Genomic DNA, 20,148 nt, shown 5'->3' with positions numbered 1-20,148 from the left:
AAAGGCGGCCGAACCGCCGGGATCGAAAGCGAGGTGCAAAGGAACCATAGGGAGTATCGCTGATTGATACGGAGCTGTTGCGGACTAGCAGAGATGGCGAAGAAAGCGAAGAAGCGCAAATACTCAAAGGGCGCGGCAAAGAAGGTAGGCCGCGCCATGAAGAAGCGCAAAGCCGGCACGCTGAAGAGCGGTCGATCCGGCAAGAAGGTAAAGAGCAGGAAACAGGCGATCGCAATCGGCCTGTCCGAAGCCCGGAAAAGGGGCGCCAAGGTGCCCAAGAAGCGTTCGAAGAAGAAGTCTTAGTCCGATCGGGCCAGATCAGCGGCGGGATACGCTACCATCCAATCGTCAAGCAATTCATCCCCGAAATCGTCGAGCGCACGAGGCCGATAGCGCTCGGGATTTCGGGACGGCGACATTTTTCGGCTTCGGGGGAACGTTGGCTTTCGTGTCATCGGTCTACGCCGCTCCTTCGGCGCCCCCGTCCGCAGGACGACCATTAGAACGGCGAGCGGTTGACCAGGGTTCCTGTCATCCCGCGCAAAATGAACGGGGACGTTTCTACCGGCTTTTCCGCAGATCAAACCTGCGCATGCTGCCCGCCGGGACGTGAAATTCGGCTCAACGCCGCACCCGTCCCATTGCCGCTTTGCACCAGCGCGATGTCGCCCAGCGCAATGATGCCGACGAGCCGCTTGTCGCGATTGAGCACGGGCAGGCGACGGACCTGGATGTCACCCATGTTGGCGCACACCTCGTCGAGATCCTGGTCTTCGTAACAGTACTTGACGTCGGCCGTCATCACGTCGCCGACCCGCGCCTCCGGGCCCCGGCCCATGCCGATCCCGCGGATCGCGATATCGCGGTCGGAAATCATGCCGACCAGGCGTTCATTGTCCGTTACCGGGAGCAACCCGACACCGAGCGCCGCCATGGCCTGCGAGGCGTCTCTTAACGTGTCATCGGGAGTGCAGAGTTGAACCTCGGGTGTCATCGCATCGGAAACTTTCATGTGAGTCTCTCCGCTTGCCGGTTCTTCACCCGCTAACAGGCACGTCGGATCGCTGTTCCAGTGGGCAATGAAATAATCCGACACTGGTGGAGAGACCTCAGACGAGCCCGAAGTCTCTCCTCGATTGTCCTACCAGCGGTTGCTGTCCACGCCGACGCCCACGCTTACGCCAGGTGCCCGGAAGCCAACGCCGGCTCGCGGCCCGTCGTCCCAATCGCGGTCGCGATAGTATCGACGCTCGATATATCGCTCGCGTGGTGCATAGGCGTATGAATCGCGGACGATGACGCGGCTGCTGCCGCGGGTGCGATAACAGCGTCCGCTATCGTCACAGACCATGCGGACCTGCTGTATCAGGTCGGAGTTTTTGTATTCGCTGTCGGTGTAGATGTCAGACGCATTTGCACTGCCTGTCAGGAGCAGACCCGTGCCGGCCAGAAGGCCGATTGCGATCTTCCTCATAAGTTCCTCCTCGTTCGAATGCTGCCCGCGGGCACAAAGCGTCGCACCCACTTTGGTTCCGGGAGCTAAGTCAATGGAGGAGAAAGTTCCGGTAGACGCAACCAGCCAGAAATTCGCGCGTTGGGCCACATGGAGCACCGAATATGACCTCTGAAGCGAAACCCCGCATTTCTCACAACGCACTTGTTCTCATCGGCGATGGCCAAAAGGCCCTCTTTCTCCGTAACAAAGGCACCCCGCAGCAGCTCAATCTGGAAGTCGAGCACGTGCTCGAGCAGGAAAATCCGGCGACGCGCGAACAGGGAACCGATCGCCCCGGGCGGTCCGTCCAGAGCGTCGGCGCAGCCCGAAGCGCAATGGAGCAAGCCGACTGGCATTATATCGCCGAAGAGCGCTTCGCTGGTACCATTGCCGACGCGCTCTATCGGCTGGCCCATGGCAATCATTTCGACAAATTGGTTGTGGTCGCACCGGCGAAAGTTCTGGGCAACCTTCGACAGGCCTTTCATGCCGAAGTGGCAGAGCGGGTCGTGGGCGAGATTCCGAAGCAACTAACTTCCCATCCGATACCCGATATCGAAAGGCTGATGGCGGCTTAGCCGCTTACGGCCACCGTATCTCGCGGCGGCCGCAGTTCAGGTATCTTGCTCCCGGTCAGGTCACCGGACCGGGATTGAACAGCGCGAGCGCGTTGGTCAGCTTCCAGTGTTCGGCCCAGGTCTCGCGGCCGCTCGCCACGTCGAGGATCAGGCGGAATATCTCCCAGCCGACGTCCTCGATCGTCGCATCGCCGGTTGCAATGCTGCCGGCGTCGACGTCGATCAAGTCGTGCCAGCGTTGCTTCAGCTCGCTGCGGGTCGAGACCTTGATAACCGGCACGGCGGCAAGTCCATAGGGCGTGCCGCGGCCGGTGGTGAAGACATGCAGCGTCATGCCGGAGGCCAATTGCAACGTACCGCAGACAAAATCGCTTGCCGGAGTCGCCGCAAAAATCAGCCCTTTTTGGCTGGCGCGTTCGCCCGGCGCCAGCACGCCCGCGATCGGGCTGGTGCCGGACTTGATCACAGAGCCCATCGCCTTCTCGACGATGTTGGAGAGGCCTCCCTTCTTGTTGCCCGGCGTGGTGTTGGCGCTGCGGTCGGCTTCGCCGCCGGCGAGATAGCGGTCATACCAGGCCATCTCGCGCACCAGCGCGTCGGCAACGTCCTGGGTCGCCGCGCGCGGCGTCAAAAGATGGATCGCGTCGCGCACCTCCGTCACTTCAGAGAACATCACAGTGGCGCCGGCGCGCACCAGCAAATCCGCAGCAAAACCCAGTGCAGGATTGGCAGTGACACCCGAGAAGGCATCGCTGCCGCCGCATTGCATGCCGACCACCAGCGCCGAAGCCGGGCAGGTTTCACGGCGGCGCTGGTTCAAAATCTTGAGGCGCGCATCGGCCATCTGCACGATATCCTCGACGATCTCGCCGAAGCCTGTGAGGCCTTCGTCCTGCATGCGCATGATTTCGTCATCGGCGCTCATGCCCTCGGGCAACAGCAGTTCGGGCTGCAGCTTCTCGCAGCCGAGGCCAACGATCATCACCTCGCCGCCGAAATTGGGATTGCGCGCCAGGTTCTGCAGCGTGCGGATCGGGACCGCGGCGCCCGGTGCGTTGATCGCAACGCCGCAGCCATAGGCATGCGTGACCGCAACGACGTCGTCGACGTTGGGATATTTCGGCAATAGCTCCTTGCGAATCCGCTCCAGTGCGAATTCGACCGTGCCGGCGACGCATTGCACGCTGGTCGAGATCGCGAGGATGTTGCGGGTGCCGACCGAACCGTCGGCATTGCGATAGCCTTCGAACGTGTAGCCTTCCAGCGGCGGCAGCCTGATCGCGCCGCCGTTCGGTCTTGGCAGATTATCGAACGAGGGCGCGTCGGGCATTTGCACCAGCGATTCCTTGACCCAGCTACCTTTGGCGATCGGCGCTGCGGCATGGCCGATGACCTCGCCGTAGCGGCGAATGGCTTCGCCTTCTCCGATATCGGCGAGGGCAACCTTGTGGCCTTGCGGGATTTGTTCGATCAGCCGCAAACCGCACGAGAACTCAGCGCCCGGATGCAGACCTCCGCGGTTCGCGACGATCGCGACATTATCGTCCGCGTGCATGCGGATGTAGAGCGGTTTCGCGGTGACGGGCTGCATATCGAATCCTTGTTCGCGGGCGGTATCAGACAACGCGTAGCTGCGCTGTGTGAGTGAGGCAATCAAGGTCAAACCGCGCGCGTGATCAAGCAGCCGCCGGGCAAAACGCCGGGCGGTGAGGGCACCTGCCTCCTGTGGGAAGCAAATGCTCGGCTGACGGGGCGCGGGTTTGGAACCAAATAGTCAAATAATATGACTAGTCAGCGCTAATCTTCCGTGAAATATTTCCCGCGCTGCCGCCATGGACAGCGCTAAAGGTGCTTAGATACCGGATTTCGGTGATGCCAGGCACCCTGACAACATTTTTGGGAGAATGCGCCTCATGACCTCCAAAGCCCTCCTTGCGGCCACCGCTCTGGCCGCCATCACCCTCTCGCTCCCGGCAACCGCCGCTGAATTGACCGTCGGCTTCTCCCAGATCGGATCCGAATCGGGCTGGCGGGCGGCGGAGACTTCGGTCTCCAAATCGGAGGCAGCCAAGCGCAAGGTCACGCTCAAGATCGCCGACGCCCAGCAGAAGCAGGAGAACCAGATCAAGGCGATCCGTTCCTTCATCGCCCAGGGCGTGGACGCGATCTTCCTCGCGCCGGTCGTGTCGAGCGGCTGGGATGCGGTGTTGAAGGAGGCGAAGGAAGCCAAGATTCCGGTCGTGCTGCTCGACCGCGACATCGATCCGTCGGGCAAGGAGCTGTATCTCACTGCCGTCACCTCGGACAGCGTGCATGAAGGTGCGGTCGCCGGCGAATGGCTGGCGAAGACGGTAGCCGGGAAAGCATGCAACGTCGTCGAACTGCAGGGCACGGTCGGCGCGAGCGTCGCGACCAACCGCAAGAAGGGTTTTGACAGCGTCGTCGCCAAGAACGCCAACCTCAAGGTGGTGCGCAGCCAGACCGGCGACTTCACCCGCGCCAAGGGCAAGGAGGTGATGGAAAGCTTCATCAAGGCCGAAGGCAGCGGCAAGAATATCTGCGCGGTCTATGCGCACAACGACGACATGATGGTCGGCGCGATCCAGGCGATGAAGGAGGCCGGCCTCAAGCCCGGCAAGGACATCCTGACGGTCTCGATCGATGCGGTGCCTGATATCTTCAAGGCCATCGCGGCCGGCGAGGCCAATGCCACCGTGGAGCTGACGCCGAACATGGCAGGCCCGGCGCTCGACGCCATCATGGCCTACAAGGCGAAGGGAACGGTGCCGCCGAACTGGATCCAGACAGAATCGAAGCTCTACACGGCGGCCGACGATCCGCAGAAGATCTACGACAGCAAGAAAGGCCTCGGCTACTGATCGGCCGACGCTATGCCGCCGGGTCCCAAGCCAGCCCCGGTCCCGGCGGCAAAAGCCTTCTCGACGAATCCGCCTCATGAGGCGCACATGCCAGGCGTTCGCGTTCGACGCGAACGTCGGTGGGAGTAATGCCGGCATGAATGCAGTTTCCGACCCGGGCACGGCTCTGCTGGAAGTGCGGGGCCTGAGCAAGAGTTTTGGCACGCTGCGGGCTCTGCAGGAGGTGGATTTCACCTTGCGGGCCGGTGAAATCCACGCGCTGCTCGGCGAGAACGGCGCAGGTAAGTCGACGCTGATCAAGGCGGTGACCGGTGTCTTCCCGCGCGATGCCGGCATTGTCAGGCTCAGTGGCACCGAGGTTGCGCTGCGCTCGGCCAAGGCAGCGGTCGATGCGGGGATTGCGACCGTCTATCAGGAGGTCAATCTGCTCCTGAACCTGTCGGTGGCGCAAAACCTCTATCTCGGCAGGCAGCCGACGCGGTTCGGTCTGGTGCGCGAGGCCGAGATGCGCCGGAACGCCACCGCGCTGCTGGCCGAGTTCGATCTGCATATCGACGTCGCCGAGCCGCTCGGAACTTATTCGGTCGCGGTGCAGCACATCACGGCGATCGCCCGCGCCGTCGACCAGTCGGCGCGCGTGCTGATCCTCGACGAGCCGACCGCGAGCCTCGATCGCCACGAAGTCGAGATCCTGTTCGCGGTGATGCGCAAGCTGGCCACGCGCGGGATCGGCGTCGTCTTCGTCACGCATTTCCTCGATCAGGTCTATGAGATCTGCGACCGCATCACGGTCCTGCGCAACGGCCGGTTGATCGGCGAGCGGAAAACTGCCGAACTGCCGCGGATCGAGTTGATCCGCATGATGCTCGGCCGCGAACTCGCCGAGACGACGAGTGAGCGCGCGGCAGCGCAAATACGGCAGGCGGGGGAGCTCTGCGCGCGCTTCGAGGGCTACGGCAAGGCCGGCTACGTTGCGCCGTTCGATCTCGAGCTTCGCCGCGGCGAGGTGGTTGGCCTGGCCGGCCTGCTCGGATCGGGGCGCACCGAAACCGCGCGGCTGGTGTTTGGCGCCGAGCGCGCCGACAGCGGCAGCGCCACTGTCGACGGCAAGCCGGTCCGGCTGCAATCGCCGCGCGATGCGGTTGCCCATGGCTTCGGCTATTGCCCCGAAGAGCGCAAGACCGAGGGCATCATTGCTGACCTGACCGTGCGCGAAAACATCGTGCTGGCGCTGCAGGCCAAGCGCGGCCTCGCAAAACCGCTGTCTCGTTCCGAACAGGACGAGATCGCGACGCGGTTCATCCGCCTGCTCGACATTCGCCCGCCGGAGCCGGAGCGGCCGATCGGGCTATTGTCCGGCGGCAACCAGCAGAAGGTGCTGCTCGCCCGCTGGCTCGCCACGGCGCCGCGCGTTCTGGTGCTGGACGAGCCGACCCGCGGCATCGATGTCGGTGCGCATGCCGAGATCATCCGCCTGATCCGCGAACTGTGCGACGACGGCCTGGCGCTCCTGGTGATTTCTTCCGAGCTCGACGAGATCGTGACCTATTCCGACCGGGTGATCGTGCTGCGCGATCGCAGCCACATCGACGAGCTGGAAGGGGAGGCCATCGACATCTCCAATATTCTTTCGGCGATTGCCGCTAGCAGCACCATTGGCGCGGAAGCCGGGCAAGCATGATGCCAACCATGATGCCAACCATGATGCAAAGACTGCTGCAAAGCCGTGGCCTCGCTCAGATTGTCGCCTTGCTGGTGATCCTTGCGATCGACCGCGCGGTCTCGCCGCAATTCTTCGATCTGCGGATGCAGGATGGACGCCTGTTCGGCAGCCTGATCGACGTCTTGAACCGCGGCGCGCCGGTCGCGCTGCTTGCGCTCGGCATGGTGCTGGTCATCGCCACGCGGGGCATCGATCTGTCGGTGGGGGCGGTCATGGCGATTGCTGGCGCCATTGCCGCGAGCCTGGCCGACGCCTACGGATTGCCGCTGGCGCTTGCCGCCGCGCTCGGCGCCGGGTTGCTGTGCGGGTTGTGGAACGGCTTCCTTGTTGCGGTGCTCGGCATCCAGCCGATCGTCGCCACTCTGATCCTGATGGTGGCGGGCCGCGGCGTTGCGCAGCTCATTACCGAGGGCCGGATCGTCACCTTCACCGCGTCCGACCTGGTCTGGCTCGGTAACGGCGCTGTGTTCGGCGTGCCGACGCCGGTCGTGGTCGTTCTCGGCATGCTGGTTGTCACCGGCGCGGTGGTCCGCGGCTCGGCGCTCGGCCTGTTGATCGAGGCGACCGGCGGCAACGCAAGGGCGAGCGAACTGGCGGGGATCGGCACCCGCACCATGATCCTCGCGGTCTATGTCTGGTGCGGCCTGTGCGCGGCGCTCGCCGGCGTTATCGCCGCCGCCGACATCATGGGCGCGGACGCCAACAATGCCGGGCTCTGGCTCGAACTCGATGCCATTCTGGCCGTCGTGATCGGCGGCACTTCGCTGTTCGGCGGACGCTTTAGCCTCGTGCTGGCGATGGTCGGCGCGTTAATCATCCAGGCCATGAACACCGGCATTTTGCTGTCGGGCTATCCGCCGGAGTTCAATCTCCTGGTCAAGGCGGCTGTCGTGTTGATCGTCCTGCTGCTGCAGTCGCCGCGCTTCGCCAGCGCCGGGGCCGTGCTGGGGAGGGCGCGACAATGAGGCGGCTGCCGCCGATCGCGATAACGGCCATCGTTTTTGTCGTCGGATTTGCGCTCTGCACGGCGCAATTCCCCAATTTCGCTTCCACCCGCGTGGCGGCCAATCTGCTGACCGACAATGCCTTTCTCGGCATTGTCGCTACCGGCATGACCTTCGTGATCATTTCGGGCGGCATCGACCTGTCGGTCGGCTCGGTGATCGGCTTTACCACCGTCTTCGTCGCGCTGGCGATCGAGCGCCTCGGCGTGCCGCCGCTGGTCGCCTTCGCGGCGATCCTCTTGCTATGCGCCGCGTTTGGCGCGGCCATGGGCGCCATCATCCACGTCTTCGACATGCCGCCCTTCATCGTCACGCTGGCCGGCATGTTCCTCGCCCGCGGCGCCAGCTTTCTGATGTCGACGGAATCGACGCCGATCAGCGCGCCGCTCTATTCGACGGTATCGGATTTCGCGCTGCGGCTGCCCGGGGGAGGCCGGCTCACCGCCATTGCCCTGATCATGCTCGCGGTGGTCGCGGCGGGCGCCGTGCTGCTGCATTTCACCCGCTTCGGGGCCAACGTCTATGCGCTCGGCGGCAGCCGCGCGACGACCGCACTGATGGGCATACCGGTCGGATCGATGACGGTGCGCATCTACATGCTGTCGAGCGTGCTTGCGGGGCTCGCCGGCATTGTGTTCTCCTTCTACACTGCGGCGGGCTACTCCTTGTCCGCGGTCGGCGTCGAACTCGATTCGATCGCGGCCGTGGTGATCGGCGGCACCTTGCTGACCGGCGGGCAGGGCTCGGTGGTCGGCACGTTGCTCGGCGTGCTGATCCAGGGCCTGATCCAGACCTACATCAATTTTGATGGAACCTTGTCGAGCTGGTGGACCAAGATCGTGACCGGTATCCTGCTTTTCGCTTTCATCGCCCTGCAGCAGGCCATGCTCGGCATCGCCCGCCGCGCCGGCCCCCGTAAGGCAGGAGTTCTCAAATCATGACCTCCCGGCTTGTCGTCATCCCGACGCGGCGCGCGCATTCTAACCACGCCGAGGTCGCCCGCAGCATCGGCGTCGACATCATCGCCGGCCGTTACGCCGAAGGCGTCCGCCTTCCGGGCGACGCCGAACTCACGGCGATGTTCGGCGTGTCGCGGCCGGTGTTGCGCGAGAGCGTCAAAACCCTGGTTGCCAAGGGCCTGCTCACCACCAAGGCGCGGGTCGGCACCGTGGTGCGCGAGCGCGGCGCCTGGAACATGTTCGATGCCGACGTGCTGGCCTGGCATCTTGATGCCGGCATCGACCGGCGTTTTCTCAACGATCTCGCCGAAATCCGGCTTGCGGTTGAACCGCGGGCGGCTGCGCTCGCCGCCAGCCGCCGCTCGGAGGCCGACATCGCCGAACTCAATCGGAGCATGGAGCGGATGCGGCGTGAGGCTTCCGACTCCGTCGGTTTTGCCGACGGAGATCTTGCCCTGCATCTCGCCGTCGCCAATGCCTCCGGCAATTTGTTCATGCGCTCGATCGGCAACGTCATCGAGGCGGCGTTGCGCGCTTCGTTCCTGCTCAGCGCCCCGGTTGAAACGCAGGACCGCGAGACCGTGCTGCTGTGGCATCAGCGCATCGTCGATGCGATCGCCAGCGGCGACGCGGAGGCAGCCACCGCGGCCATGATCGAGGTGATCCACAATGGATTGCGCCGTCATGAGGACGTTTCGCCATCGTCCGGCGCCGCGCCTGCGGTCTCCACGGTGGTCGAACCTGGAGAGCAATCATGAACCCGCTTCGCGTCGCCATCGTCGGTTTCGGCAAGATCGCGCGCGACCAGCACGTGCCGGCGATCGCTGCGACCGACGGCGTGGAGCTGGTTGCCGTCGCGAGCCGCAATGCCTCGCTTCCCGGCGTGTCGCATGCGGCGACGCTCGATGAACTCCTGCGCGACGGTCCACCGATCGACGCAGTGGCGCTGTGCACTCCGCCGCAGGTTCGCCAGGCGCAGGCGACGATGGCGCTTGCCGCCGGCAAGCACGTGATGCTGGAAAAGCCGCCCGGCGCCACGGTGGCTGAGATCAATCCGCTCGTGATCGCTGCCAGGACCGCGCGACGCACGCTGTTCGCCACATGGCACTCGCGCTTCGCTCCGGCTGTCGAGCCTGCGCGGCAACTGCTGGCCGGCCGGAAGGTCACGGCTGTCAAAATTACCTGGAAGGAAGATGTGCGGGTCTGGCATCCCGGACAGGTCTGGATCTTTGAGCCGGGCGGGCTCGGCGTGTTCGACCCCGGCATCAACGCGCTTTCGATTTTAACGCGGATTTTGCCGCAGCCATTGTTTGTGACCTCGGCCGATCTCGCGTTCCCCGCCAATCGCGACGCGCCGATCGCCGCGACCCTTGCACTCAGTGACGCGCAGGGGCTGAAGATCACGGCCGAGTTCGACTTCCGCCAGACCGGTCCGCAGAGCTGGGACATTGATCTCGATACCGACGGCGGCCCGGTCACACTTTCCTTGGGTGGCGCGAGGTTGAGGGCAGGGGGCATCGAGCTCGTCGATGCCGCTGAGGCCGAGTATGCCGGGCTCTATCGCCGCTTTCGCGAACTCGCCGCAACCGGCGACAGCGACGTCGATCTTGCGCCGCTGCAACTCGTCGCCGACGCGTTTCTGCTGGGGCGACGCCGCACGGTTGAGCCATTCGAGGACGAGACATGAACACGCCGTCCATCCCTCGCGTGGAGCGCTCCCGCTTCGGTGTCCTGCCTGACGGCAGCGAAGTCGAGCGCATCGTCCTGCAAGGCGCAGACGGATTGGAGGCGCGCATCATCACCTATGGCGCGAGCTTGCAGGCGTTGCTGGTGCCGGATGCCGCCGGACGTCGCGACGACGTCGTGCTTGGCCACGACGCGTTCGAGGGATATCTCGCTCGTCGCCAGTTCTTCGGTGCGACCGTCGGGCGCTATGCCAACCGCATCGCCGGTGCGCGCTTTGTGCTCGATGGCGCCAAGGTGCAACTCGCGGCCAATAACGGGGCCAATGCGTTGCATGGTGGGCTGGAGGGCTTCGATCGCCGTAACTGGCGCATCGTCCGGATCGATGATGGAGATCGTCCGGCCGTGGCGCTCGCCTATACCAGCGCCGATCGCGAGGAGGGGTATCCTGGCAAGCTGGATGTGGAGGTGACCTGGCGTCTTGTCGGGCCAATGGAACTATTGCTCGAGATGACGGCGCGGACCGATCGCCCCACCGTCGTCAATCTCACCAACCACAGTTTCTTCAATCTTTCCGGTGCGCGCTCGGGCCGCGACATTCTCGATCATCACCTCACCGTGGCGGCGGATCATTTCCTCGCCATTGACGCCGCTGCGATCCCGCTGCCGCAGCCGCCCAGCGAGGTCGCGGGCACGCCGTTCGACTTCCGTGCCGGCATCGAGGTCGGCGCGCGCATCCGCAACGACCATCCGCAATTGCGCGTGGGACGCGGTTACGATCACAATTTCTGTCTTGCGCCGGTGGGTGGCGAGCCTCGCTTCGCTGCGCGGCTGGCCGCGCCAATATCGGGCCGCGTGCTCGAACTGTTCACCAACCAGCCAGGCCTGCAGGTCTATTCCGGAAACTTCCTGGACGGCACCACCGCCGGAAAGGGCGGCCGTCTCTACCGCCAGTCCGACGCCATTTGCCTGGAGCCGCACGCCTGGCCTAATACGCCCAACCGGCCGGACTTCCCGACGGCGCGGCTTTCGCCGGGCGAGGTCTATCGCCACTCCACGCTGTATCGCTTCACGCATGCGATCCAAGGCGCAATCGGGACACAATCCGTGGTAGAGTTGCCCGGGGAGAGCGGGCGATGATTGGTGGTTGCAAGAAGGAAGAGGTGCCGACGACCGTTCTCTGCAGCGAGCGGTGCCATCTTGGCGAGGGGCCGACCTACGACATCGCCACCGATACCGCCTGGTGGTTCGATATCATCGGGCGCCGGCTGTTCGAGGCGCAGCTCGATACCGGGCGGACCACGATCCATTCCCTCGGCGTGATGGGCAGCGCGCTTGGGCGGATCGACGCGCATCGGCAGTTGCTCGTCGCTGATGACGGCCTCTATATCCGCGATACCGCGGAGGGACGGATGACGCTGTACCGTCCGCTGGAAGCCGACAATGCCGCGACGCGTTCGAACGATGCACGGGTGCACCCGTCCGGCACCTTCTGGATCGGCACCATGGGCCGCCAGGCCGAGCGCGGACTGGGCGCCATCTATGCGCTGCATGGCGGCGAGCTATCGCGCCTTTATGATCACATCACGATTCCCAACGCGATCTGCTTCTCGGCGGATGGAACCATCGGCTATTTCGCAGACACCGGGGAGAACGTGCTGGTCCGCGTCGAGCTCGATGCGGCGACCGGCCTGCCGCGCGGCGCGCCCGCCCCGTTGATCGCCAGGCGAGGCGGCGGCGGCATCGACGGTGCGGTGGTCGATGCCGACGGGCTGATCTGGAACGCGCGCTGGGGTGGCGGCTGCGTTGACGTCTACAGTCCGCAAGGCGAGCATCTGCGCAGCCTCGGCGTTCCGGCACGGCAATCGAGCTGTCCCGCTTTCATCGGGCAGGATCTTTCGCGCCTGCTCGTTACCTCGGCCTGGCAGGGAATGGGGGAGGACGCGAAACGCGCCGATCCTGATCATGGCCGCACCTTCGTGCTCGACGTTGCAGCGCGTGGCCGCCCTGAACCGGACGTCAAACTTGCAACGGCTTGATGGAGGAAGACGAGGCGCGGCACAAACGCGCGGGAGCGACTGAGTTTCAAGAAACCGCAGCCAGCGGTCCGACAATCCAGGAATCACAGATCCTCGGTGATCAAGGGAGAGAAGCATGATTAGTCTGAAAACCACATTGTCGGCCTTGGCGCTGGCAGCGACCATGGCCACGACGGCGGTGACCGGCGCGTTTGCGCAAAGCAAGGGGACCGTCGGCATCGCGATGCCAACCAAATCGTCGGCGCGCTGGATCGACGATGGCAACAACATCGTCAAGATCCTTAAAGAGCGCGGCTACGGCACCGACCTGCAATATGCCGAGGACGACATTCCGAACCAGCTCTCGCAGGTCGAGAATATGGTGACCAAGGGCGCCAAGGTGCTGGTGATCGCGGCGATCGACGGCACCACACTGTCCGACGTGCTGAAGCAAGCCAAGGCCAAGGGGATCAGCGTGATCGCTTATGACCGCCTGATCCGCGACACGCCAAATGTCGATTACTACGCCACCTTCGACAATTTCCAGGTCGGTGTGCTGCAGGCCCAATCGATCGAGCAGAAGCTGGGACTGAAGGAAGGCAAGGGCCCGTTCAACATCGAACTGTTTGGCGGCTCGCCGGACGACAACAACGCCTACTTCTTCTACAACGGCTCGATGTCAGTGCTGCAGCCCTATATCGATAGCGGCAAGCTGGTCATTGGCAGCGGTCAGAAGGGCATGGACAAGGTCTCGACGCTGCGCTGGGACGGCGCCACCGCCCAGGCGCGGATGGATAACCTCCTGAGCGCGTTCTACGGCCGCAAGCGGGTCGATGCAGTGCTCTCGCCCTATGACGGCCTTTCCATCGGCATTCTCTCGTCGCTGAAGGGCGTCGGCTACGGCAGCGGCAACATGCCGATGCCGATCGTCAGTGGCCAGGATGCCGAGGTGCCGTCGATCAAGTCGATGCTGCGCGGCGAGCAATATTCGACCATCTTCAAGGACACCCGCGATCTCGCCCGCGTCACTGCCGACATGGTGGACGCGGCCCTCAGCGGCAAGGAAGTCACCGTCAACGATACCAAGACCTACAACAACGGCGTCAAGGTGGTGCCGTCCTATCTCCTGAAGCCCGTCGTCGTCGACAAGAGCAACTGGGAGAAGGTGCTGATCGACAGCGGCTACTACAAGAAATCGCAGATCGACTAAAGGGAGGGCAGCGCCGGTCATCGCCGGCGCCGCCACTTGCCTGCATCCGACCGCAGATAAGGACGTGATGGTGCGATGACCGCAATTCTCGAAATGCGCGGCGTAAGCAAGAGCTTTGCCGGCGTGCAGGCCCTGCGCGACGTCAACTTCACGGTAGAGACGGGGCAGATCCATGCGCTGGTCGGCGAGAATGGCGCCGGCAAGTCGACCCTGATGAAGGTCCTCAGCGGCGTTTATCCCCATGGCGATTACGAAGGCAGCATCATATTCGACGGCGAGGAGCGACGCTTTCGCGACGTCAATGATTCCGAGGCTCTCGGCATCATCATCATCCATCAGGAGCTGGCGCTAATTCCGCTGATGTCGATCGCGGAGAACATCTTCCTGTCGCATCCGCCCTCACGGCTCGGTGTGATCGACCGCGACACGGTTTATCGCCGCACCCAGGAACTGCTGGCCCAGGTCGGCCTCACAGAGATGCCCGATACGCTGGTGACGGACCTCGGCGTCGGCAAGCAGCAACTGGTGGAGATCGCCAAGGCCTTGTCCAAGAGGGTGCGACTGCTGATCCTCGACGAGCCGACCGCCAGCCTGAACGAGAACGACAGCGCTGCATTGCTGGACCGTCTGCTTGCCTTCCGCGCCCAGGGCATCGCTTCGATCCTGATCTCGCATAAATTGTCGGAGGTAGCGCGCGTCGCCGACCGGATCACGGTGCTGCGCGACGGTCGCACCGTCGACAGTATCGATTGCCGGGCCGAGCCGGTGGAGGAGGACCGGATCATCAAAAGCATGGTCAATCGCGACCTGGCGCATCGCTTTCCGCAACGCACCGCCACCATCGGCGCACCGGTCTTCGCGGTGCAGGACTGGACGGTGCATCACCCGCTGCACAGGGACCGCAGGGCTATCAAGGGCGTCGATTTCGAAGTCCGGCGCGGCGAGGTGGTCGGGATCGCCGGGCTGATGGGCGCCGGCCGTACCGAATTCGCCATGAGCCTGTTCGGCCGAGCCTGGGGCGAGCGGATCAGCGGGCGTGTCTGGCTCGACGGAAGGGAGGTCAACCTGTCAAGCGTGGCTGCGGCGATCGACGCCGGCCTTGCTTACGTCACCGAGGATCGCAAGGAGCTCGGCCTGATCCTGGATGCCGATGTCCGCAAGAACATCACGCTGGCGAGCCTGAGCCGGGTGGCGCGCCAGGGCAGGATCGATGACATGGCCGAGCTGCGTGTCGCGAGCGAATACCGCAACCGGATGCGGATTCGCTGTTCCGACGTCTATCAGGAGACCGGGCAGCTCTCCGGCGGCAATCAGCAGAAGGTCGTACTATCGAAATGGCTGATGACCGATCCGAAAGTATTAATCCTCGACGAGCCTACGCGCGGCATCGATGTCGGGGCAAAGTACGAAATCTATTGTATCATCAACGAGCTTGCCGAGGCGGGCAAGGGCGTGGTGATGATCTCGTCGGAAATGCCGGAGCTGCTCGGGGTTTGCGACCGCATCTGCGTGATGAATGACGGCGCCTTCGTCGGAGAATTCGCCGCTGCGGAAGCCACCCAGGAAAGGATCATGCGCGCCATCATGCGCAACAAGGAAATCCACAAGAAGGTACTTCAGGGAGACTTGCGGCCATGACCGACAAGACGGTTGCGCTGCCCGGGCACGCCGGCTTCATCAAGAACAATTTGCGCAACTACGGCATGCTGCTGTCGCTGTTTGCGATCATGCTGTTCTTCCAGGTCATGACCGACGGCACGCTGCTGCAGCCGCTGAACCTGACCAATCTGGTGCTGCAGAACAGCTACATCGTGATCATGGCGCTCGGCATGCTCTTGATCATCGTCACCGGTCACATCGACCTGTCGGTCGGCTCGGTGGCGGGCTTTGTCGGCGCCGTCGCAGCCGTGCTGATGGTGCGCTATCACGTCGCCTATCCGCTGGCCTTCATCGCCTGCCTGCTGGTGGGCGCCCTGATCGGCGCCGCGCAAGGCTATTGGGTTGCCTACTTCAAGATCCCGTCCTTTATCGTGACGCTGGCCGGCATGCTGGTGTTCAAGGGGCTTGCGCTTGCCATCCTGGCGGGTCAGTCGGTCGGGCCATTTCCGCCGACTTTCCAGAAACTGTCCTCGGGCTTCATCCCCGAACTGTTTCCCGGCGCCGGCACGCTTTATCCGACGTCGCTGTTGATCGGTGCGGTATTGGCGGTGGCCCTGGTCTATACCAGCGCCAAGAGCCGGGCGCGCCAGGCCTCGCACGGCATTGAGGTCGAGCCGTTTGGTTTCTTCGTCGCCAAGAGCGCGGTGCTGTTCGCCGTGATCGTGTTCTTCGCCGGCCTGATCGCCTCGCACCGCGGCCTTCCCAATGTACTGGTGATCATGACGGCGCTGATCGCGCTCTATGGCTTCGTCACCACCCGCACCGTGATCGGCCGCCACATCTATGCCATCGGCGGCAACGCCAGGGCCGCCAGCCTGTCCGGCATCAAGACCGAACGGCTGACGTTTCTGACCTTTGTCAACATGGGGGTGCTGGCGGCTCTCGCGGGTCTCGTATTTGCCGCGCGGCTCAATACGGCGACGCCGAAGGCCGGCGCCGGCTTCGAGCTCGACGTCATCGCGGCCTGTTTCATCGGCGGCGCGTCCGCCTATGGCGGCGTGGGCAAGGTCGGTGGCGCCGTGATCGGCGCCATGATCATGGGTGTCATGAACAACGGCATGTCGATCCTCGGCATCGGCATCGACTATCAGCAGGTGATCAAGGGCCTGGTGCTGCTCGGCGCCGTCTGCCTGGACGTCTACAACCAGCGACGATAGGGTAGTGGCGGCTAGGTCAACTGCGTCATAAGCCCCTCATGGTGACGAGCGCGAAGCGCATCTCGAACCATGAGGCCCCGTCTGTGGCCTACATCCTTCGAGACGCCCGCTCTGCGGGCTCCTCAGGATGAGGGTTTGAACGGGTGTGACGCAGCGGGACTAAGCGGCCGCCAGCTCCCGCTTCGCGAACTCGCTGGTCTTGAGACGCGCGACGAGTGCCGCCACTTCCTCGATCTCGGCGGGCGTCAGGTCCGTCAGTGGCGAACGGACATGGCCGCTGTCACGGCCGATCACCTTCATGCCGGCCTTGATGATCGAGACGGCATAGCCGCGTTTGCGATTGCGGATCGCGATCAGGGGGAGGATGAAATCGCGCAGCCCCGCCTGCACCGTCTCGCGGTCGCGGCGCCGCACGGCCGCGTAGAACTTGGTCGAGAACTCCGGGACGAAGTTGAATACCGCGGAGGAATAAGTGGTTACGCCCATTTCCAGATAAGGCAGTGCAAAAGTCTCGGCCGTCGGCAATCCACCGATATAGGTCAGCCGGTCGCCCATGCGCAGGTGGATGCGGGTCATCAGCTCGATGTCGCCGATACCATCTTTATAGCCGACCAGGTTGGGGCAGCGCTGGCACAGTCCCTCGAGGGTATCCTCGTTCAGGATCGCATTATCGCGGTTGTAGACGATGACACCGAGCTTGGTCGCGTTGCACACCGCTTCGATATGGGCAGCCAGTCCTTCCTGTTCCGAAAAGACCAGATAGGGCGGCAGCAGCAGCAAGCCGTCGGCGCCGGCCGCCTCGACCCCAAGGGCAAGTTGCGTCGCCATCGCGGTGCCATGGCCGATCCCGGCGAGCACCGGCACGCGTCCCTTGGTCTCGTCCACAGCCGTTGCCACGACCTTCGCGACCTCGGCCGGGCTCAGCGAGAAGAATTCGCCGGTGCCGCCGGCGGCAAACAGACCCGCCACCTCATACCCGCACAGCCAGTCGAGATTGGAGCGGTAGCGGGTCTCGTTGAACGTGTTGTCGGCCCGAAATGGTGTGACGGGGAACGACAGCAGGCCATCGCCGATCCGGCTGGCCATCTCCTTGGGGGTCATCCTGCTCATGCTCTAATCCTTCAGCAGCTTACGCCAAAGGATTAATGCAAGATGCCCACGGACGGAGACCCAATCACTGTATCGATCGATCCATTGATTGGATCGAGCCGGGTTGGCCGGCAAGGTCTCGGGCAATGCCGGCAATGACAGGGAGAAGCGGATTGTCATTGTCGCTGCGCCGGACAAAGAACAATTCAGCCGGCCGCTGCCACGGCATCAGTACGGACCGCAGCACGACGCCGCTGAAGCGCAGATTGGCCGCGGTCTCGGGGACTAACGCCACGCCGACACCCGAATGCACCATGGCGAGGATCGAATGGATCTGCGCAAGATGCTGCGCGTAATTCGGCACTAGATTTGCGCGTGAGAACAGCTCGACCAGGAGATCGTGGAAATAGCGGGCTTCATAGGGCTCGTACATAATGAAGGGCTCGCTTGCCAGATCCTCCAGGCGTAACTCCTCCGCCCGAGCCAGCGGATGGTCGCTCGGCAGTGCCGCGACCAGCGGTTCCGCCGTCACGCGGAAGGCGTCAAGACCACCGCGCGGTATCGGCGGGCGGAGCAAGCCGATATCGATCTCGCCGGAATCGAGCCGCTTGAGCTGATCGCTGGAGACCATTTCCTTCAGCGAGATCTCGATATCGGGAAGTTCACGCCGGCAGGCCGCGACCAGCGCCGGCACGTAGCTGTAGGCGGATGTGGCCGTGAAGCCGATATTGATCGATCCGGCCTTGCCGCTTGCCATCCGCCGGGCCAGCACGGCCGCGCTTTCCGCGAGCTTGAGGAGGTGCCGCGCATCGACCAGAAAACGCTGCCCCGCCGGCGTCAGCCGGACGGCTCGGTTGCTGCGCTCCAGCAGTGTCACGTCAAGGACGCGTTCGAGAATCTGGATCTGACGGCTGAGCGGCGGCTGCGTCATGTTCAGCCGCAGCGCCGCGCGCCCGAAATGCAGTTCTTCCGCAACTGCAACGAAGCAGCGCAACTGGCTCAACTCAAACATGAAATCTGTATTTTCAACCTGAGACGAAGGGCCGGTGACCGGCCGGATGTCCGACTTCTACCGGCTGATGCGCGGCCGATCCATCCAAAAAAGGTATCGACCTATCCGCAGACTAATTCATAGGCCACCCTGCCCATGACCTATCATTCCTCCCCAACGCTGCCTCGAAGGTCTGCAGCCTGCCAAACGGCGGGATCGCGCTGAATTGCGCTTTGAAACGGAGGAACGACCGATGTCTATGCCATCTCTCGCCCGGGCGATTGCCGCCGCTGTCCTTACAGTGTGTGCCTTGGCGCCAAGCGGAGCCGGCGCTCAGAATTTTGAGCGGCCCGTGCGGCTGATCGTGCCGTTCGCTCCCGGCGGCACCTCGGATATTTTGGCGCGCCTGATCAGCCCAAAACTATCCGCCGCCATCGGTCAGTCGGTCGTGGTCGAGAACAAGCCGGGCGCAGCCGGCAATCTCGGGGCCGACGCCGTCGCCAAGGCGCAGCCCGACGGCCACACCCTGTTGCTGATGGATGTCGGATCGCTGGCAACGGCGCCCAGCCTGTTCTCCGATCTCACTTTCGACGTTCAGAAGGATCTTGCGCCCATTTCCATGGTGATGTTCGGCCCCTACGTCCTGGCCGTCCATGAATCGGTCCCGGCGAAGACGTCCAAGGAGCTGATCGAATACGCCAAGGCCAATCCGAACAAGCTGACCGTCGCCAATTCCGGCGTCGGCGGTGCCAATCATATCACCGCCGTGGTGATGGCGAAGGAGCTCGGAATTCAGTGGAAGAATGTTCCCTACAAGGGCGGGGCCGCCGCCTCGCGCGCCGTCGTGTCCGGGGAGAGCGGCGTGATCATCAACGGCGCTGCGGCGACGATGCCCTTTGTAACAAACAAGCAGCTTGTCGGACTTGCTGTCACCGGCGAGCAGCGGATTGCCTCGGCTCCCGATCTGCCGACTTTCAAGGAGGCCGGGCTGCCCGGCGGCGACGCCGGGACCTGGCAGGGCATCCTGACCACGGGTGGGACGCCGCCCGCCATGGTCGCGCGATTGAACGCCGAAATCCGCAAGATCCTGGAGCTGCCCGAGATTCAGCAGAAGATCGCCGAGCAGGGTGGCGTGGTGCGCGGCCAATCGCCGGAGGAATTCCGCAACTGGCTCAAGGACGCGACGACGCGCTGGGGCACGATCATTCGCGAGGCCGGCATCAAGGGCAGCTAAGGGCGGGCCGATGACGCGTTCCCGGACCGACCTGCAGGACCTGCTGTTTGGCCTGTTCCTCCTGGCGGTGGCGACGGGTACGCTCGTCGCCACGCGCAATCTGACGGTCGGTCATGCCGCGGATATGGGGCCCGGCTACATGCCCCGCGTCGTCGCACTCGCGCTGATGGCGTTCGGCGTCTTCTTTACTGGGCGTGGGCTCTGGCGCGCGGGTCGCGGCATCGCACCCGTTCAGTTGCGGCCGCTCCTGGCGATTCTGGCTTCTGTCGGCGTCTTCGCGCTGACGGCGGAGCGGTTGGGCCTCGCGGTCGCCTCCGTCGCCGCCGTGATGCTCGCCAGCTTCGCCACGCGAGAAGGCCGGCTTGTCGAGACCGTGGCGTTTGCCATCGTGCTTTCGGGCGCCGCCGTTCTTCTGTTCGTCAAGTTGCTGGGCTTGCCGATCCCGATCTGGCCCCGCTAGGGCGGCACG

Annotated in this window: 20 protein-coding genes; 15 read left to right on the top strand and 5 right to left on the bottom strand. The window is 63.9% G+C overall.

Annotated elements, in window-relative coordinates; all coding sequences use genetic code 11:
* Nucleotides 1–93: 93 nt before the first annotated feature.
* On the top strand, nucleotides 94–303 hold the full coding sequence (locus V1292_RS30840; protein WP_057847722.1) for a DUF6496 domain-containing protein: 210 nt from the start codon (nucleotides 94–96) through the stop codon (nucleotides 301–303).
* Nucleotides 304–580: 277 nt separating this feature from the next.
* Here the strand turns inward: V1292_RS30840 and V1292_RS30835 are convergent, their stop codons facing one another.
* Together V1292_RS30835 and V1292_RS30830 are read right to left on the bottom strand one after the other, a co-directional pair.
* Nucleotides 581–1,012, bottom strand: a complete 432-nt coding sequence (locus V1292_RS30835; RefSeq protein ID WP_334368021.1) for a CBS domain-containing protein — start codon at nucleotides 1,010–1,012, stop codon at nucleotides 581–583.
* 129 nt (nucleotides 1,013–1,141) lie between these two features.
* Complete coding sequence (locus V1292_RS30830) at nucleotides 1,142–1,474, bottom strand: hypothetical protein (protein ID WP_334376307.1); 333 nt, start codon at nucleotides 1,472–1,474, stop codon at nucleotides 1,142–1,144.
* Nucleotides 1,475–1,617: 143 nt separating this feature from the next.
* Between V1292_RS30830 and V1292_RS30825 the strand changes: the two genes are divergently transcribed.
* Nucleotides 1,618–2,073, top strand: a complete 456-nt coding sequence (locus V1292_RS30825) for a host attachment family protein (RefSeq protein ID WP_334376306.1) — start codon at nucleotides 1,618–1,620, stop codon at nucleotides 2,071–2,073.
* Between the two features lie 55 nt (nucleotides 2,074–2,128).
* Here V1292_RS30825 and garD read toward each other — a convergent pair whose 3' ends face one another.
* A complete protein-coding gene (garD, locus tag V1292_RS30820) occupies nucleotides 2,129–3,664 on the bottom strand; it encodes a galactarate dehydratase (protein ID WP_334376305.1) in 1,536 nt (511 codons plus the stop codon).
* 322 nt (nucleotides 3,665–3,986) lie between these two features.
* Between garD and ytfQ the strand changes: the two genes are divergently transcribed.
* From ytfQ to mmsB, 11 genes are all read left to right on the top strand, one after another.
* Complete coding sequence (gene ytfQ / locus V1292_RS30815) at nucleotides 3,987–4,952, top strand: galactofuranose ABC transporter, galactofuranose-binding protein YtfQ (protein ID WP_334376304.1); 966 nt, start codon at nucleotides 3,987–3,989, stop codon at nucleotides 4,950–4,952.
* 136 nt (nucleotides 4,953–5,088) lie between these two features.
* The gene (locus tag V1292_RS30810) at nucleotides 5,089–6,633 is read left to right on the top strand and encodes a sugar ABC transporter ATP-binding protein (RefSeq protein ID WP_334376303.1); all 1,545 of its coding nucleotides are present in this window, start codon (nucleotides 5,089–5,091) and stop codon (nucleotides 6,631–6,633) included.
* A 23-nt stretch (nucleotides 6,634–6,656) separates the two neighbouring features.
* Complete coding sequence (locus V1292_RS30805) at nucleotides 6,657–7,640, top strand: ABC transporter permease (protein ID WP_442895639.1); 984 nt, start codon at nucleotides 6,657–6,659, stop codon at nucleotides 7,638–7,640.
* Nucleotides 7,637–8,620, top strand: a complete 984-nt coding sequence (gene yjfF / locus V1292_RS30800) for a galactofuranose ABC transporter, permease protein YjfF (RefSeq protein ID WP_334376301.1) — start codon at nucleotides 7,637–7,639, stop codon at nucleotides 8,618–8,620. The genes V1292_RS30805 and yjfF overlap by 4 nt, the downstream gene beginning before the upstream one ends.
* Entirely contained in the window at nucleotides 8,617–9,396 is a 780-nt protein-coding gene (locus tag V1292_RS30795; RefSeq protein WP_334376300.1) for a FadR/GntR family transcriptional regulator, read from the top strand. The genes yjfF and V1292_RS30795 overlap by 4 nt, the downstream gene beginning before the upstream one ends.
* Nucleotides 9,393–10,325: a Gfo/Idh/MocA family protein gene (locus tag V1292_RS30790; RefSeq protein WP_334376299.1), complete on the top strand. Its 933-nt coding sequence runs from the start codon at nucleotides 9,393–9,395 to the stop codon at nucleotides 10,323–10,325. Before V1292_RS30795 ends, V1292_RS30790 begins: the two co-directional genes overlap by 4 nt.
* The gene (locus V1292_RS30785; protein ID WP_334376298.1) at nucleotides 10,322–11,461 is read left to right on the top strand and encodes an aldose epimerase family protein; all 1,140 of its coding nucleotides are present in this window, start codon (nucleotides 10,322–10,324) and stop codon (nucleotides 11,459–11,461) included. The genes V1292_RS30790 and V1292_RS30785 overlap by 4 nt, the downstream gene beginning before the upstream one ends.
* The gene (locus V1292_RS30780; RefSeq protein ID WP_334376297.1) at nucleotides 11,458–12,360 is read left to right on the top strand and encodes an SMP-30/gluconolactonase/LRE family protein; all 903 of its coding nucleotides are present in this window, start codon (nucleotides 11,458–11,460) and stop codon (nucleotides 12,358–12,360) included. The genes V1292_RS30785 and V1292_RS30780 overlap by 4 nt, the downstream gene beginning before the upstream one ends.
* 115 nt (nucleotides 12,361–12,475) lie before the next feature.
* Nucleotides 12,476–13,549, top strand: a complete 1,074-nt coding sequence (gene chvE, locus V1292_RS30775) for a multiple monosaccharide ABC transporter substrate-binding protein (RefSeq protein WP_334376296.1) — start codon at nucleotides 12,476–12,478, stop codon at nucleotides 13,547–13,549.
* 75 nt (nucleotides 13,550–13,624) lie between these two features.
* A complete protein-coding gene (mmsA, locus tag V1292_RS30770) occupies nucleotides 13,625–15,187 on the top strand; it encodes a multiple monosaccharide ABC transporter ATP-binding protein (protein ID WP_334376295.1) in 1,563 nt (520 codons plus the stop codon).
* Nucleotides 15,184–16,365 carry a multiple monosaccharide ABC transporter permease gene (mmsB, locus tag V1292_RS30765; protein ID WP_028348791.1) on the top strand — a complete coding sequence of 394 codons (1,182 nt, stop codon included), beginning with the start codon at nucleotides 15,184–15,186 and terminating at the stop codon, nucleotides 16,363–16,365. Before mmsA ends, mmsB begins: the two co-directional genes overlap by 4 nt.
* A 159-nt stretch (nucleotides 16,366–16,524) precedes the next feature.
* Here the strand turns inward: mmsB and kdgD are convergent, their stop codons facing one another.
* Both kdgD and V1292_RS30755 read right to left on the bottom strand, forming a co-directional pair.
* Nucleotides 16,525–17,475, bottom strand: coding sequence for a 5-dehydro-4-deoxyglucarate dehydratase (gene kdgD, locus V1292_RS30760; RefSeq protein WP_334376294.1), 951 nt, complete (start codon nucleotides 17,473–17,475; stop codon nucleotides 16,525–16,527).
* A 64-nt stretch (nucleotides 17,476–17,539) separates the two neighbouring features.
* Nucleotides 17,540–18,466 carry a LysR substrate-binding domain-containing protein gene (locus tag V1292_RS30755; RefSeq protein WP_334376293.1) on the bottom strand — a complete coding sequence of 309 codons (927 nt, stop codon included), beginning with the start codon at nucleotides 18,464–18,466 and terminating at the stop codon, nucleotides 17,540–17,542.
* Between the two features lie 232 nt (nucleotides 18,467–18,698).
* Between V1292_RS30755 and V1292_RS30750 the strand changes: the two genes are divergently transcribed.
* Entirely contained in the window at nucleotides 18,699–19,679 is a 981-nt protein-coding gene (locus V1292_RS30750) for a Bug family tripartite tricarboxylate transporter substrate binding protein (protein WP_334376292.1), read from the top strand.
* 10 nt (nucleotides 19,680–19,689) lie between these two features.
* A complete protein-coding gene (locus tag V1292_RS30745) occupies nucleotides 19,690–20,139 on the top strand; it encodes a tripartite tricarboxylate transporter TctB family protein (RefSeq protein WP_334376291.1) in 450 nt (149 codons plus the stop codon).
* The last annotated feature ends 9 nt before the right edge of the window (nucleotides 20,140–20,148 follow it).

Source organism: Bradyrhizobium sp. AZCC 1719, assembly GCF_036924525.1.
Lineage (GTDB): Bacteria > Pseudomonadota > Alphaproteobacteria > Rhizobiales > Xanthobacteraceae > Bradyrhizobium.
Note: the sequence above shows the minus strand (reverse complement) of the source record. Positions and strands in the feature narration are given on the sequence as shown.